The sequence below is a fragment of the Pseudomonas sp. MWU12-3088 genome (assembly GCF_023242405.1).
In the GTDB taxonomy this organism is placed as follows: Bacteria; Pseudomonadota; Gammaproteobacteria; order Pseudomonadales; family Pseudomonadaceae; genus Aquipseudomonas; species Aquipseudomonas kribbensis.
In genome coordinates, this window is sequence record NZ_JALJEA010000004.1 from 247,008 (window position 1) to 263,503 (window position 16,496).

3 protein-coding genes and 1 pseudogene are annotated in these 16,496 nt (G+C 59.4%); 1 reads left to right on the forward strand and 3 read right to left on the reverse strand.

From position 1 onward, the window contains the following. The first annotated feature begins 193 nt into the window (after positions 1-193). Positions 194-8,851: a retention module-containing protein gene (locus tag M5B98_RS12745; RefSeq protein WP_248742888.1), complete on the forward strand. Its 8,658-nt coding sequence runs from the start codon at positions 194-196 to the stop codon at positions 8,849-8,851. A gap of 69 nt (positions 8,852-8,920) precedes the next feature. Here M5B98_RS12745 and M5B98_RS12750 read toward each other — a convergent pair. The 3 genes and pseudogenes from M5B98_RS12750 to M5B98_RS12760 all read right to left on the reverse strand — a co-directional run bounded on the left by M5B98_RS12750 (position 8,921) and on the right by M5B98_RS12760 (position 16,268). Continuing rightward, positions 8,921-9,291: pseudogene (locus M5B98_RS12750) on the reverse strand (DUF6124 family protein). Positions 9,292-9,758: 467 nt separating this feature from the next. Next, positions 9,759-12,104, reverse strand: a complete 2,346-nt coding sequence (locus tag M5B98_RS12755; RefSeq protein WP_248742889.1) for a hypothetical protein — start codon at positions 12,102-12,104, stop codon at positions 9,759-9,761. Positions 12,105-12,323: 219 nt separating this feature from the next. Next, a complete protein-coding gene (locus M5B98_RS12760; protein WP_248742890.1) occupies positions 12,324-16,268 on the reverse strand; it encodes an Ig-like domain-containing protein in 3,945 nt (1,314 codons plus the stop codon). Positions 16,269-16,496 lie beyond the last annotated feature (228 nt).

Sequence of the window (16,496 nt, forward strand, 5' to 3'; positions counted from 1 at the left end):
CACCGTTACGTAGCGCTAGTGGGCGTGCTGCATCGATCAGGGATTCCAGGTGCCTGAGGGCGCTGGAGTTTCTGAACTTGCACAACCTGCGAAACGAACTGTCGAGGTGCGAGCGTCGCCCCGACAACCCGCTTGAGCCATGGGCTGCTTCGCGAACCAGTGCCGACGGTGGTCGGCAGCGGAGGAAATGCACATGGCAACGCTCATCGGGACTGTCACTAAAGTCATTGGTCAGGTTTTCGCTCAATCGGCTGATGGAAGTCGGCGTGCATTGGTCGAGGGCGATCGGCTGTTTACAGGGGATCAATTGATCACCGGTGCGGAAGGGGCGGTCGCCGTCCATCTGCAAAACGGCCAGGAACTGACCCTGGGCCGCGACAGCAGCATGACCCTGACCGGGCAATTGCTGGCCAACCACGCGCCCCATGTGGATGCCCCGGAAGCACTGACCCCGAGCGATGCTCAACTCACCGACGTGGCACAGATCCAGAAAGCCATTGCCGCCGGTGAAGACCCGACTAAATCTGCTGAGGCCACTGCCGCAGGCCCCGATGCCCCGGGCGATGCCAATGGCGGCAAGGGCGGCGGCCACAGTTTCGTCTTGCTGACGGAAGTCGCCGGGCGGGTCGATCCGGTCGTCGGCTTCCCCACTGCCGGTTTCAATGGCATTCCCGAGTTCCCGCAAGAGCGCCACTACGCGGTGATCGACAACGGCGACAACACGCCTGCACCGGTCATCCCGCCACCGGTCAACAACCTTGTCACTCTCACGGGCCTTGATGTACCCGGGGGCGAACTGACGCTCAACGAAGCCAATCTGCCGGACGGTTCCGCCGCCAATCCCGGCGCGCTGACCCAGGCCGGCAGCTTCAGCATCTCGGCGCCCGATGGTCTGACCAGCCTGAGCATCGGCGGCATCAACGTCATTGTCGGCGGCGTGCCCGTCGGTTTCCCGCAATCGATCACCACGCAACTGGGCAACACCCTGACCATCACCGGTTACAACCCGGCGAACGGCACGGTCAGCTACAGCTACACCCTCAATGGCAACGACGCCCATCCTGCGGGGGATGGCGCGAACAGCCTCAGTGAACATTTCACGGTGGTTGCCGGTGACAGCAATGGCGATACCGCGACCGGCTCGCTTGACGTCAACATCACCGATGACGTGCCCAAAGCGGTGGATGACAGCAACGCCAGCACCGCTTCGGAAACCAACCTGAGCCTGACCGGCAACGTGCTGACCAACGACGTGCAGGGCGCCGACCGCATTCCTGTCGGCCCCAACAGCGGCCCGGTAGTTGCCGGTACGTTCACCGGGACTTACGGCACGCTGGTGCTGAACGCCAACGGCACTTACACCTACACGCTCAATACCAGCGACGCGGATTTCAAGGCGTTGCATGGCGGCGGTAATGGCACCGAAACCTTTACCTACACCCTGCGTGATTCCGATGGTGACACCAGTACTGCAAACCTCGTTCTGCAGATCCACAACAACGACGATCCGGTGCTCATCAACGGCTTGAACGTAGAAGGTGGTGAACTCACAGTCTTCGAGAAAAACCTCAGCACCGGCAGTGCGCCGGATGCTACCGCGCTGACTCAAAGCGGCACGTTCACCATCACAGCTTTGGACGGTGTCACCACGCTGACCGTGGGCGGCATTGCCGTTGTCACCAACGGCGTGGCCGCAGGCTTCCCGCAATCAGTGACCACACCATTGGGCAGCACACTGACCATCACCGGGTTCAATTCCACCACCGGAGTTGTGAGTTACAGCTACACCCTCGACCACAACGACGCGCACCCGACCGCCAACGGCGCCAACACCTTGAGTGAGCAGTTCGCGGTCACTGTGGTGGATGACAACGGCACCACCGCTAACGCTTCTCTGGACGTGAACATCGTTGATGACGTGCCAAAAGCCGTGGACGACAGCAACGCCGGTACCGCTTCGGAAACCAACCTCACGCTGACCGGGAACGTCCTGACCAACGACGTTCAAGGTGCTGACCGCGTCCCGACCGGCCCGGTCACCGCCGGCACCTTCACCGGGACTTACGGCACTTTGGTGCTGAATGCCGATGGCTCTTACACCTACACCGTCAACCCTAGCGACGCCGACTTCAAAAACCTGCACGGCGGTGGCAACGGCACCGAAACCTTCACCTACACCATCACCGATTCCGACGGCGATACCAGCACCGCGAACCTGGTTCTGCAGATTCACAACAACGACGATCCGGTGCTCATCAACGGCCTCGACGTTAACGGCGGCGAGCTGACGGTTTTCGAGAAAAACCTGAGCACCGGCAGTGCGCCGGATGCCACGGCTTTGACTCAGAGCGGTACTTTCACGATCACTGCTTTGGACGGTGTCACCACGCTGACCGTGGGCGGCATCGCCGTTGTCACTAACGGTGTAGCCGCCGGTTTCCCGCAATCCGTTACCACGCCGTTGGGCAGCACGCTGACCATCACCGGGTTCAACGCCGCCACCGGCGTTGTCAGTTACAGCTACACCCTGGATCACAACGACGCGCATCCGACTGCCAACGGCGCGAACACTTTGAGTGAGCAATTCGCGGTCACTGTGGTGGATGACAACGGCACCACCGCTAACGCTTCTCTGGACGTGAACATTGTCGACGACGTGCCAAAAGCCGTGGACGACAGCAACACCGGCACGGCTTCGGAAACCAATCTGACCCTGACCGGCAACGTGCTGACCAACGACGTGCAAGGTGCCGACCGTGTTCCGACTGGCCCGGTCACCGCCGGAACCTTCACCGGAACCTATGGCACTTTGGTGCTGAATGCCGACGGTTCTTACACCTACACCGTCAATCCTAACGACGCCGACTTCAAGAATCTGCATGGCGGTGGCAACGGCACTGAAACCTTCACCTACACCATCACCGATTCCGACGGCGATACCAGCACCGCGAACCTCGTGTTGCAGATCCACAACAACGACGATCCGGTGATCATCAATGGCCTCGACGTAAACGGCGGCGAGCTGACGGTTTTCGAGAAAAACCTGAGCACCGGCAGTGTGCCGGATGCCACGGCTTTGACCCAAAGCGGCACGTTCACCATCACTGCGCTGGACGGTGTGACCACGCTGACTGTCGGCGGTATCGCGGTCGTCACCAATGGTGTAGCCGCCGGTTTCCCGCAATCGGTCACCACGCCGCTGGGCAGTACTCTGACCATTACCGGATTCAATGCCACCACCGGAGTTGTGAGTTACAGCTACACCCTCGATCACAACGATGCACACCCGACCGCCAACGGCGCCAACACCCTGAGCGAACAGTTCGCCGTAACTGTCGTGGACGATAACGGCACCACCGCTAACGCTTCTCTGGATGTGAACATCGTCGATGACCTGCCAAAAGCCGTGGACGACAGCAACACCGGTACGGCTTCGGAAACCAACCTGACCCTGACCGGCAACGTGCTGACCAATGACGTGCAAGGTGCTGACCGCGTGCCAACAGGCCCGAACGCCGGCCCGATCACCGCCGGTACTTTTACGGGTACTTACGGCACTCTGGTGTTGAACGCCAATGGCACTTACACCTACACCGTCAACCCTAACGACGCCGACTTCAAGAACCTGCACGGCGGCGGCAACGGCACCGAAACCTTCACCTACACCATCACTGACTCGGACGGCGATACCAGCACCGCGAACCTCGTGCTGCAGATCCACAACAACGACGATCCTGTGGTTATCAGCGGCCTGGACGTCAATGGCGGCGAGCTGACGGTTTTCGAGAAAAACCTCAGCACCGGCAGTGCGCCGGATGCTACGGCTTTGACTCAGAGCGGCACGTTCACCATCACTGCGCTGGACGGCGTAACGACGCTGACCGTGGGCGGTATTGCGGTCGTCACCAACGGTGTAGCCGCCGGTTTCCCGCAATCGGTCACGACTCCGCTGGGCAGTACGCTGACCATCACCGGGTTCAACGCCACCACCGGCGTTGTCAGCTACAGCTACACCCTGGATCACAACGACGCACACCCAACCGCCAACGGCGCCAACACGCTGAGCGAGCAGTTCGCCGTCACCGTGGTGGATGACAACGGCACCACCGCCAACGCATCGCTGGACGTGAACATCGTCGATGACCTGCCCAAAGCCGTGGATGACAGCAACACCGGCACGGCTTCGGAAACCAATCTCACGCTCACCGGTAACGTCCTGACCAATGACGTGCAAGGCGCCGACCGCGTACCGACCGGACCCAATGCTGGACCGATCACTGCCGGCACTTTTACCGGGACTTACGGCACCTTGGTGTTGAACGCCAACGGCACTTACACCTACACCCTCAACACCAATGACGCCGACTTCAAAGCCCTGCATGGCGGCGGCAACGGCACTGAAACCTTCACCTACACGATCACTGATTCCGACGGCGACACCAGCACCGCCAACCTAGTTCTGCAAATCCACAACAACGACGATCCGGTGATCATCAACGGCCTTGACGTCAACGGTGGTGAGCTGACGGTTTTCGAGAAAAACCTGAGCACCGGTAGCGCCCCGGATGCTACCGCGCTGACTCAAAGCGGCACGTTCACTATCACTGCGCTGGATGGCGTAACCACGCTGACTGTCGGCGGCATTGCCGTTGTCACCAACGGCGTGGCCGCCGGTTTCCCGCAATCGGTGACCACGCCATTGGGCAGCACACTGACCATCACCGGGTTCAACGCCGCCACCGGCGTCGTCAGCTACAGCTACACCCTCGACCACAACGATGCACACCCAACCGCCAATGGCGCGAACACACTGAGTGAGCAATTCGCTGTGACGGTGGTTGATGACAATGGCACCACTGCCAACGCATCGCTGGACGTAAACATCGTCGACGACCTTCCAAAAGCCGTAAACGACACCAACGCCGGCACCGCCTCGGAAACCAACCTCACGCTGACCGGCAACGTCCTGACCAACGACGTACAAGGCGCCGACCGCGTCCCGACCGGACCCAATGCCGGCCCGATCACCGCCGGTACTTTCACCGGGACCTACGGCACGCTGGTGCTCAACGCCAACGGCACTTACACCTACACCCTAAACACCAACGACGCCGACTTCAAAAACCTGCACGGCGGCGGCAATGGCACTGAAACTTTCACCTACACAATCACCGATTCCGACGGTGACACCAGCACCGCCAACCTCCTATTGCAAATCCACAACAACGACGACCCGGTGATTCTCAGCGGCCTCGACGTGAACGGTGGCGAACTCACTGTCTACGAGAAAAACCTCGGCAACGGCACTGCGCCGGACGCCACGGCTCTGACCCAGAGCGGCACCTTCACTGTCACCGCACTCGACGGTCTGCAAACCCTGACCGTCGGCGGCATCGCGGTGGTTACCAACGGCGTCGCCGCAGGCTTCCCGCAATCGGTCACCACGCCGCTGGGCAGCACACTGACGGTCACCGGCTTCAACGCCGCGACCGGCGTCGTGAGCTACAGCTACACCCTGGTGCATAACGATGCGCATCCGACCGGCAACGGCGCCAACAGCATCACCGAGAACTTCAACGTGGTGGCCACCGATGGTGACGGCAGCACCGCGTCGGGGCAGATCAACGTCAACATCGTCGATGACCTGCCGACCGCCAAGGCCGACACCGGTTCGGTGGTGGAGGGCGGCACCGTCAATATCAGCGTGCTGGGCAACGACGTCACCGGTGCCGATGGCCCGGCGGCGGGCGGTGCGGTGGTGGGCGTGCGGGCCGGCAGCAACACCGCGACTTCGGCCATCGGCGGCCTCAACAGCAACATCAACGGCGCCTACGGTTACCTGACTCTGGATGCGGCGGGCAACGCGGTCTATCACAGCAACCCGAACTCGGTGAGCCCGCCGGGCGCCACCGACACGTTCACCTACACCATCCGCGACAGTGACGGCGACGAAAGCACCACCACCATCACCGTCAACGTCGCCGACAGCAAGCTCGTGGCCTCGGTGGATCAGGACGTGACCGTCTACGAAAAAGCCCTCGACCTGACCAAGGACGGGCAAGACCTGGCCCCCGGCACGGTCATCGGCAGCGACCCGACCAACACCGGCGAAACCGCCAGCGGCACGCTGGTCGGCGCGGTCACCGGCGGCAGCGGCGCGATCACCTACACCCTGGTCGGCAGCAGCACCGGCACGTACGGGCAGATCCAGCTCAACGCCGACGGCACCTACACCTACACGCTGACCTCGGCGCCGAAAACCACGCCGAACGCCAATGACGGCGCAAACACCCTGAGCGAAAGCTTCACCTACAAGGCCACCGATGCGCTGGGCAACAGCACCACCAGCACCATCGTGGTCAACATCGTCGACGACGTGCCAAAAGCGGTGGCCTCGGATCGCTCGGTGGCGGCGGTGGAGATCGACTCCAACATCCTCATCGTGCTCGATATCTCCGGCAGTATGGCCGATGCCTCCGGCGTGCCGGGCCTGTCGCGGCTGGACCTGGCCAAGCAGGCGATCAGTGCGTTGCTCGACAAGTACGACGATCTGGGCGATGTGAAAGTGCAGCTCGTCACCTTCAGCAGCAACGCGACTGACCGTACGTCGGTGTGGGTCGATGTGGCGACCGCCAAGACCCTGCTCGCCGGCCTCAGCGCCGGTGGCGGCACCAACTACGATGCGGCCGTGGCGACCATGCAGACCGCGTTCAACACCTCGGGCAAGCTGACCGGGGCGCAGAACGTCGGCTACTTCTTCTCCGATGGCAAACCCACCACCGGTCAGGAAATCGGTACCGCTGACGAGGCCGCGCTGAAAAACTTCCTTGATGCCAACAACATCAAGAACTATGCGATCGGCCTGGGCAACGGTGTCAGCAACGCCAACCTCGATCCACTGGCTTACGACGGCATCAGCCACACCAACACCAATGCCGTGGTGGTCACCGATCTCAATCAACTGAACTCGGTGCTGTCCGGCACCGTGGAGGGCGCGCCGGTCACCGGTTCGCTGTTGGGTGACGGCGGAACGTTCGGCGCCGATGGTGGTTTCATCAAGTCCATCGTGGTCGACGGCACCACCTACACCTACGACCCGAAAGCCAACGGTGGCCAGGGTTCGCTGACCGCCAGCGGCGGCACCAACCACGGCACCTTCAACACGGTGAACAACACCCTGAGCATCGCCACCAACAACAGCGGCACGCTGGTGGTCAACCTCGATACCGGTGACTACAGCTACACCTCGCAGAAAACCACCACGACGGTGATCACCGAGAACATCGGCTTCACCCTCAGCGACAACGATGGCGACCTCGCCAGCTCCACGCTGACGGTGAAAGTGATTCCGAACTCGCCACCGGTGGCAGTGGACGACCACATCATCACCAACGTGCTGTCGAGCAACGTTGTGGTGCCGGGCGAGTTGCTGCTGGCCAACGACAGCGATCCGGACGGCGATACCCTCAGTGCTTCGCCCACCACCTTCAACACCGGTTGGGCTGCCAAGGGCGCGGACTTCACCGGCAGCGGCGCGATCAGTTTCACCGGCACCACCAACACCAGCGCCAACCAGAACCTGGCGGATGTGCGCAGCGCCTTCGCGGCCAATACCGCAGCGATGACCGCCGTGCTGGTTGTCAGTGGCTACCTGGGCGCGGTGACCACCGCCAATGCCAACGATGAAGACCTGATCACCGTCAAACTGAAACAGGGCGAGACCCTCAACCTCGACCACAACCTGGCGGCCGGGCACATCACCATGGAGTATTCGGTGAACGGCGGGGCGTTCGTCAGCATCGCCGATGGCGGCACCATCACCGCCAGCGCCGATGGCACGTATCAGATCCACATCACCAACATCACCAACACCAGCGGCAGTAACACCAATGCGGCGGAAAACTACCAACTGACCATGACGGTCAACTACGCCGGGGCCCACGATGTCACTCCGGACTTCCACGGCACCTACACCGCCAACGACAACCACGGCGGCAGCGATTCCGCCAACGTGACCATCAGCTATCAGGACGGCCACACCCTCACCGGGACTTCCGGCGATGACGTGCTGGTGGCGGGCAGTGGCGACAACATCCTCAATGGCGGCGACGGCAACGACGTGCTCACCGCCGGCTCCGGCAACAACGAACTGCACGGCGGCGCCGGCAACGACTTGCTCTACAGCGGCCCGGGCAACGACATCCTCGATGGCGGCACCGGTATCGACACGGTCAGCTATGCCCACGCGACGGCTGGGGTCACGGTCAACCTGAGCCTGCTCGGTGCGCAGAACACCATCGGCGCCGGCATCGACACCATCAGCAACGTCGAAAACCTCGTCGGCTCGAACTTCAACGACACCCTGACCGGTGACAACAATAACAACGTCATCAACGGCGGCCTGGGCAACGACATCCTCAACGGCGGCGGCGGTGACGACCTGCTGATCGGAGGTATGGGCAACAATACCCTGACCGGTGGGCCGGGCGCCGACACCTTCCAGTGGCTCAAGGGCAACAGCGGCCACGACACCGTCACCGACTTCACCCCCGGCACCGACAAGCTGGATCTGTCGCAACTGCTGCAAGGTGAAAACGGCACGGCGGCGTCACTGGATGACTACCTGCACTTCACTGTCACCGGCAGCGGCGCTTCGGTGGTCACTTCCATCGACGTCAGCGCCATGGCCGGCGCCACGCCGACTCAGACCATCGACCTGGCGGGCGTCAACCTGGCCAGCCACTACGGCGTGACACCGGGGGCGGGCGGGGTGATTGCCGGCGGGCATGACACGGCGACGATCATCAACGGCATGTTGAATGATCATTCGTTGAAGGTGGACACGGTTTGATCTGAACGCTGAAACGACAAAACCCGCCGTCCCGATCTAACGGGACGGCGGGTTTTTTCTTTGCTCAGGCTACAGCGGCGCTTCAGCCTTCAGTTCCAGATTATCCAGCACCCGATTTACCGCCAGTTCCGCCAGCATGATCAGTTGCCCGATACCCAACAGCACATGCCGCTGCGGCGCATCGATCATCCCGGCGAAATCGCTGGCCATGGTTTTGGCCGAGGTCAGGGTTTCGCAGGCGTCGGCCAGCAGTTCTTCGCTGGGGATGCCGGGGCGATGAGGTAGCGGGTGTTGGGTTTGAGCAGCGGCTTTCTGGGGTGGAACGGATTGAGGTAGTGATCGAGGGCGCGTTCGGCGGCTTCGTGGAATTTCTTGGAATCGAGGGTTTCGTAGGGGGAGGTCGAATCGACTTCCGGCGGGTTTGGTGTGGGTTTGATCATGGCGAATCTCCGTGATTGGATTTAGCCGCCACGACTCATCGCTAAACAAGTAAAGGTGGCGGCTGTACGCAGGTTAGCGATCCGGGTCACAGAAACCCCGGGTAGACCCGAAGGTCTCCCACGCACAGCCACCATTACGCCAAGTGCAGAAAAGAGTCTGCAATTGAGAGTGGGCATTGTTGCGTCTGTAGGGAGCCGGATCGCTAAACCCGATCGCTGCTTTTCAGCGACCGCCAAACAATAGAACCCACCCCCAAGGCGCACAAGCCGGCGGATTCTGGCGGATGCGTAGGCAAAGGCGCAAGGTGATGTGGCTTTGCGGACATAACATTCAACACAGTTCAACGTGGATTGTTCGCAGGAGTCGAAACGACAAAACCCACCCTCCCGGTTGAACGGGAGGGCGGGTTTTCATGGTGGGGACTGGTAAATAAATGCGTCCCCGGTTACTCGGTTACTGGAGATATCTACTTTGTCTCCATGGTGAAATGGTCAAATGCAAGTACATCCATTCTGGGCGTTTTGATCTCTATTCCCCAAATGTCGTTCTGCGTGCTCGAGTAATCAACAAGTTGAGGCGTGAATACGTTGGAAAGAAAACTCTCATGCAGTTTCTGATTGGACTTGTCCAGGTAGGTAACAGGGATATCGGCAAAATTGGTGAATCTGGCCCAGAATGAAACCCTGTAATAGCCTGCATTGAATCTGATCCGCATATGTTGAAAGCTGCCTTGATGCCTTGTGTGCATTTCAAGCACTTGACCAGAGCTTTGTCCTGCAACAGGGGCGTAGGGGCCCGTTATCACACTGGATAAGGGTGTGATCCCCATTTGGCCCTGCCCATCAAGAAAGCTGATGGTCATGCTGGGAATTACAATCTGTTCATTCACTGATATGAGTTTGGTGGGTTGCTCATCAAAATTCTCAAATCGCGCTCCCACCCCGAACACCAACGGATTCGAATAACTGGTCTTGCCCGCCGCATCCCGAACGATGTGGTAGCGGATACTCAACTGTTCACCGCGATGGGCCTCAAAGTACTGCTGTACAAACGCCGCATTGAGCGGAAATTTCACGGGTTTGCCGGCGCTCAGTGAGTTGAGGGGCTTGCTGTCCGTAAACAGCAGCACACCCTGGGCATCATACAATTGCCAGTGCACCACATCCTTGGGCAGGGTCGGGTTGTTGACCGGGTTGGGGCAGGTGACTTCGCTGATGCCGTTGGGCAGATCCTTGGGTTCAAATGTACCGTCCTTTTCACCGAGCAGGATGGCCGGAACCAGCTCAAGCTTCGGCTCACCGATATTCAACCGCGAGGCTGGCGGAGAAGGCCTGCGAACGATTTCGCCGTTCGCGCCTTCGCTGAGCACGTCGTACGACACCACCAGGGTGCCGCCTTCACCGGGTTTCAGGTAATCGGGGCCTGAGATGATGTCGATGAAGCCGTCGGGGTCATCGGCCTCCTGCTGGGTCGGAAAGATCCAGTCCAGCTCGGGCTCGAAAACGGTGCCGTCCGCAAGGGTTATGCTCCAGTGGATTTCAATGGCGTTGTCCGGGGTGATCAGCGGATCGTAGGGGATGCGGACGATCACGTTCGGCAGGTTCGGATCCAGCGCACCGCTCACGGCGCTTTCGACGATGGGGGCTGCCAGCCGTTTGGGTTCGCCGATGATATTGATGAAGCGGCCTCTTGAGCGCTGAATGATGCTGCCGCCACGTTCCAGGTCGAAGAAAAACACCCCCTGTGTTTTTGCCAGTGCCCGGGCACCGTCGTTGTCCATCAGCACCTCGACCACCAGCGGTGGTTTTTTGTTGATGGTCTGGCGGGCATCGACCTGGATGCTTTCGCCGTCGAGGGTGGTGCCCTGCAAGTACATGATGATGGTGTCGCCCTGGTTGAAATCGACGGGTGAGGCAGCAAAGACCTGGAGCTTCAATTGCTCTTTATCCAACTGATCGACGTCGAGTTCGTTCCCGTCAGCCTGCTCAAGAATCGGCGCTTCCAGCCGCGAGTTGCCGGTGTCGACAACGATGCGCGTTTCCTTGCACCAGTCCTCGGAGTCGTTGTCGGCAAAGTCTCTGACGAAGAACGACACCGCCAGCCCTTCGCTCCCGGAATCGCCGACTGCAAGGATGACGTCCTTGCTGATGTGGATGACGATAGGGTTCTTCAGCGGGTCGTTGATCTGCGCCTGAGTAACCGGATCCGACGGCACCATGTTGCCGCCCCAGCTCACCCAGATCACGTCGCCGACGGCGATGTCGGGGTACGGAAGGTTGGAGCCGCTGCCGGGTTTGGCAGTTATCCAAATGTCCACGCCATTTGCGGCAGTGTCCTTGTCGACACCGTCCTGGACAATTTCCGGCGGCCTGAACTCCATGTGCAGGTTGGAGTGTCCCTGTCCGGGATCGGTGTCCTGGCCGGCGGGGATTTCCAGTTTGACCAAGAGTTTGAACGGTGGAGTAAAAGGCTCTGGCGCCTGGTTGAAGCGCGTCACCCGATAGGCCAGATCCCACGTGCCGCTCTGAAAACGGCCCGGTGCAACGAACAAGGTAGCGCGCTGGGTCTTTTCGGCATCCTGGGTGACGGTTTGCTGATCGACCACCTGGTTATTGAGCAGAAGCTCGACTTTGTCGCCCAGGCTCTTGTTTGACCAGACCGGGATCTGCACCTTGAGACCCCGAGTGGGGAAGTTGAGTAGTGCGGCGGCACGGTTGATGGCCCATTCTCCGGTCGGCAGAAGTTTGGCGCCGGGGATGTCTGGGTCGAGCAAGGCGAGTGTGCCAATGGCTTTTTTGGGCTGCACGAGCATGACGGGAACTCCTGCCGAAGGGTGTGGGCGGTGGAGTTATTGAGCGATCAAACGGGTAATTTGGCTACTGTCAGATCTGACAGGTGAGTCGTTGTTTCTGATGAAAGGTTGATCATGGACAAGTATGCATACCGAACCCCCTCCGGTATGAAACCGGAGGGTGCAATGTGACGAGAAATGTTTCGTGTGCTATCAGAGGACCACGGAACAGGGCCAGTTTTATCGAAGCGCCACAATGAGTGAGTGATCAAATGGAATTCTTATCGCCCATTGCTCTCCGTTGACCAGATTCTTGCAGGTTCTGGCCTGTGCCCATGGCCACCAGAAGTTGCTGGGGTCAGTTGACCAGTAGTGGTGATTGCCCATGGGCCATCGTCCTCCATAGGCTGCCTGTATTTCATGAAGCTCAGCGAGGCTGGGAAGCCGCGCACCGTTGGCGGCGGCATGTGAGTTGGCTGTGGACCACACTCCGGAACCCAGTCCGATGCAGTGGATGACCCCAGTCACTGTCACGTTGTAACTCTTGGATTGGCCGGCCGCATCAGAGGCGGTAATTGTCGCTGTTCCCCGGCCGCGGGCTGTGACCAGACCGGCTCCGTCAACACCGGCAACACCGGCATTGCTGGATCGGTAGGAATACCCCGGTCTGCCACCACTTGCCTGGTGCCTTACAGAATTTCCAGAGTTGAAAGCAGGCAAAATTACAGAGCCCGGAATGATGTAGGTCTTGCCACCCAACGTGACCGGGTTGGTATTGAAGTTCAACGGCGCTAACGGATTCTCCCGGGTAAAGCTGCGTGACACGGTCTGTTGATTGTTGGCAACCGACCTCGCGTAAACCGTGTTCGAGCCCAGATGAATGCCGAGGCTGAGCGACCAGACACCGCTCCCGTTGACAGGCACGGTTTGTCCCCCCACGTTGTTTAGAAAGATCTGCACGCTGTACAACGGCGTTGCCGCCCCGGTCACGGTTACCGAAGTGTCTGTGGTTTTGCCGCCATTAATTAGTTCCCCGCCTGAATGCCGGACCGAGGTGAGGGTAGTAGTGAGGTGGGCCCTGACGGTAAATGAGTGGACGGGTGATTCAAGCTGGCTGCCGTAAAGCGCTCTGGCCTTGAGTGAGTAAATCCTCTGGCCAAGACTCGATAACGTGGTGCTGCCATTGCCGTTGCCGTCCAGATCAATCGGCTGTCCGATTGGCGATGCACCGTCGTAGAGCTGAACTTTTTGACCTGGATCGGCGTTGACACTCACCGTCACCTGGTTGTCGTAGGTTGTGCCGTTGTTGCCCACGGTTCCCTTGCTGTCCCTGACGTCTGTGATACTGGGTAACTTGGCCTCTTTAATGGTGAAGGATCTCGGGTTGCTGATTCTATCGTCGGCCTCATATTGAGCGATGGCGACGACGCGGTGCAGGCCCTCGATCAAGTCCACGGTGATTGTCCACTCGCTGTTGGCATCGACGGTTGGCATCCCCTCTGAGACCCCATCGATTTGAACATCGACTTTCTCGGCCCGAGTGGCTGTCCCTTCGACTGTCAAACGCTTGTCGTAGGTCTGACCCGCCTCAGGAATGACCGTACCCAGAGCCGTTTTCACAGTGGTGATGACGGGCGTGACGTACTCGTAATGCTGTCGGATGACCAGCGGCAGTTTCGGGAAAACGATGGCGGCATCTTCATCCGTGCTGTTATCGAAAATGACCTTGCAAACCACGGTGGCGTTGGAGCCGTGCAGCAGCTTTAGCAATTCCGTTTTGAGCAGGGTTTCGTTCAGCCCTTGCGTGAGCTGTGTTGAGTTCACTTCATGCGCAGTGAGCAGATCGATTCGATAGGCGCCGGTGCTGGCCTCACCCTCGATGTACAGCCAGACCAGCTGCTTGAGGGCAATGAAAGGCCATGTCTTGACCTGAGCGTTCGCATTTCCGGCGAGCTCCATTACCAGCAGCTCACCTGCCTTCGCCTCTGGAACTTCGGGTCGCGGCAGTTCCGTTTCTGGATTCTGGAAGTTGAGAACCTTCAGCGGGAGGATTTCCGAGGGGGTCCACAAGCCATAGCGCTGGACGTCGTAATTGACCGCTACCTCGCGGTCGATGTTGGCCCCGACAAAGGAGCGCGGCAGATGAAACCTCACGGTGCCGGTGGTCTCGGCGGGTTTCTCAAGGTCTTCCGAAGTCCCGGCGCCTGGCGTGCCCCGCCATTTCAATCCGAGTTTGTCGAGCAGGGCGTCCATGGACGCGTAGCTGCAATCGATGTCCACGCCATTGATGGCGTGCATCGGGTTCAGAGTGCCACCGAGGGCCTGGACGACCGTAGGCGGCAGTAATCTGCCTAGTGGAATACCGACCAGCACCTCAAGAGGCGCTGAATAGCTGTATTTCCCGGTGGCCGCATGCAGCAGTGTGTAGATGACGGTCACGTAGTAGCCGATATTGGCCGAGACATATTGTTTGTCCACCCGGAATCGTACCGGTTGGCCAATTGTCGCCAACGTGATCGGTACGCTTCCGGATGTACTGCCGTAAAGGTTGATCCCGATCCAGTGGTAAGTGAGCGTATCGCCCTTGACCCAGTTCACTGGCAAGACCCGCACGTGAACCAGCTTGTCAGTTTGCGAGGGATCGAGAATGTCATCCGGTGCTTCTTCAACCTTGGGGGCCGGATGCGTTGCCTGCCATGATCCCACGTCGACCCGCAGAAACTCGGACTCGCTGGTTCCGTACTGGCCGGTAGCGTCGTTGAATACTCGGTACTGAAGTTTGAGACTGCCGTTTTCCAACGCTTTGACGTGCTCGCCCATGACGTAAATCGTCACCTCGCCGGCCTTCTGCTCTTCGCCCGATACGGTGTGTTCTTCTTCATGCAGGTAATCATCACCGTTGGATTTTTTACCTAGCCAGATCAGTGTCAGGAAATCGCCATTTTTGATGGCTGGGTATCTGATGACTACCGATGCTGCTTGTATCAGTGCGGGCAAAATATTCCCGACCACTTCGCTGATGGTAGGTGCCGGCAGTAATGAGGGGTTGCCGATTACGGTGGCAAAGGTGCGTTTTGAATAAAGCGTCGGGCTACCGTCCTGCTTGCGCAATGCATAGGAGGCGTCGAGGGTGCCCTGGGCAAAGAGCTTCACGAACTCGTAGGCAACCGGGATTTCATGAATATAAGGCGGGTTTCGGACAATGACTTCAACGGTAAACGTTTGAGGTGGCCTGCCGGGAATCGGCGTGCCGACCACGGTGATCAGAAGGGTGTCACCGGCAGCGAAGACGTCGTTGGCCTTGATCAGGATCTGCAGGGTGACAGGATTGGCATCCAGGTCTGCAAGAATGATTTTCCCGTCATCCGCTTCCTTGATGATGAGTGCATCGAGACGTGATACCCCGGCATCAACTGACACGGAAGTGGCCTCCGACCATTTCTCGCTCCAGTTGTAAACGAGATCACAAACGTCGTAGTGGATCTTCATTGCGGCGCTGTCGCCGGCTGTGAGGATATCTTCAGGCCGGGCCATGACGATGATTTCGGCGGTGCCATCCACTTCTGCCTGCGTCAGCACATGGGGCAGAAGAAACACACTACCCCACATTACGAGAATGATGTCGCCTACAGCCATTTTCGGATAAGGCGTAATGGTCATCGGCACGCCCTTGTCGGTCCACTCTTTGGTCACGCCGTTATCGATGACATCCTGCGGTAGCCCGACCTTTTTCAGCTCTGAGTGCCAAGGCTCGAAAGGACGCTTGTCGGGGCCGGCCGGATCGTCGACTTCCAGCAACAGCGTCAATGTGGCCGATGGATCGTCGGGTACGGTTTCGCCTGCCCGGGTCAACACGTAGTGGCAGGTGAAAAGACCCGGTAGAAGCCCGTCCTTGGGTACGAAGAAGAACCATCGCTGGTTGAGGTGCTCATCCTTGACCTTGAGTTCGCCGACCTTTTTGTCATTCAGGAAGACTTCCAGCAGGTCGTCGATTGCCATGTTCGGGTAAGGGTCGATAAGGGCAAACAGCCCTGCATCGAACGCTTCAAACGCCTTTCTGTTGATCCCTCCGTCAGCACCCGGCACAGGGATGACCATGTCGGCGAAGTAGGGGGGGAACAATCCCGACAACGGTGCGAGCAGTTCATTACGACTGGGGAACAAGGACCGGCGGAAAGTGAACATGATCAACTCCATCCGAAGGGGATACGCCAGTGGCGTCAAGGGGTTGTGGCCTTGGACGCGAAGGCCGGCGAACAGGGGATTTCAGGGCAGGAACGAGCACTGGGACGTTCGAGCCTCAGGCCAGGGCTGGAGTGATTTAAGGCTTGAAGCGAGGGGATTGGCTACTGTCAGAAATAACAGGTGTAGGGGAGTTTCCGATGAGCGGTTCGTTGCTTTGAAGAGCTTGAA

Excerpts from the sequence above, each read along its gene's own strand:
- M5B98_RS12760 (WP_248742890.1), bottom strand. The coding sequence starts at position 16,268 with ATGTTCACTTTCCGCCGGTCCTTGTTCCCCAGTCGTAATGAACTGCTC.
- M5B98_RS12755 (WP_248742889.1), bottom strand. The coding sequence starts at position 12,104 with ATGCTCGTGCAGCCCAAAAAAGCCATTGGCACACTCGCCTTGCTCGAC.
- M5B98_RS12745 (WP_248742888.1), top strand. The coding sequence starts at position 194 with ATGGCAACGCTCATCGGGACTGTCACTAAAGTCATTGGTCAGGTTTTC.